The sequence below is a fragment of the Neglectibacter sp. X4 genome (genome assembly GCF_009917365.1).
Lineage (GTDB): Bacteria > Bacillota > Clostridia > Oscillospirales > Acutalibacteraceae > Acutalibacter.
In genome coordinates, this window is the sequence record NZ_QWLE01000197.1 from 1 (window position 1) to 868 (window position 868).

Genomic DNA, 868 nt, shown 5'->3' on the forward strand with positions numbered 1-868 from the left:
ATTTGTTTTAATCCCAGCGTTCTTTGCCGATGTTTCGTTAGAAAATCTGCTTCTTTTCTCATCATATTCTCCTATTACAATTTGACCTTTCACCACTCTACGCACAAATTACTGCAATTCAATAGCGTATTGACGTTATTATGAGTTTATAAGAATCTTAAAAAGAATTATACCACATTTCAGCCCGATAAAAAACAATTTTTACTACATATTTTAAAATAAATTCAACATTTCAGCCCGATAACAAGGCTTATAAAAAAGTTATTCTATATCACAGGGAGGTATGAAAATGAATGTAAGTTTTATCGGTGAACGAATAACGGAGTTACGTCTAAAAAAGAACGTCTCTGAATATCAAATGTCCTATGATTTAGGACACAACAAAAATTATATCAGAGCGATTACGTCTGGTCGCTCATTGCCATCAGTAACAGGATTATTTAATATCATCGAATACTTCGGACTAACGCCATCAGAGTTTTTTGACAATGAACGACCACAAATGATTAGAAAAGCGATGGAATATATGGAACAACTTGATGAAGAAGACATGGTAATACTGCTGAATATCATGCAGCTAATTTGCCAAAAAAGAAAACAATCTGACTAAAGATCATTTTGGTAGTTTAAATCTCCTTATTCCATATATAAAACACAAAATAGAGAATTATTACCGGCTTATTTACAAAAAAGCCACATTTCAGCCCGATATCATATTTTTTAAAAAAGTTATCATAATGAAAATGGAGGTGGCAGTAATGAAAGCAAAATATATAGGTGAACGCATCACAGAATTGAGACTAAAAATGGAGGTCTCTGAATATCAAATGTCTTACGACCTTGGACATAATAAAAACTATATTAGAGC

1 protein-coding gene and 1 pseudogene are annotated in these 868 nt (G+C 32.0%); both read left to right on the forward strand.

What is annotated here, in order from left to right:
* The first annotated feature begins 289 nt into the window (after positions 1–289).
* Positions 290–610, forward strand: coding sequence for a helix-turn-helix domain-containing protein (locus D1841_RS17640; protein ID WP_160201892.1), 321 nt, complete (start codon positions 290–292; stop codon positions 608–610).
* 148 nt (positions 611–758) lie between these two features.
* Positions 759–868 (forward strand): annotated as a pseudogene (locus D1841_RS19435) (transcriptional regulator); the annotation flags it as partial.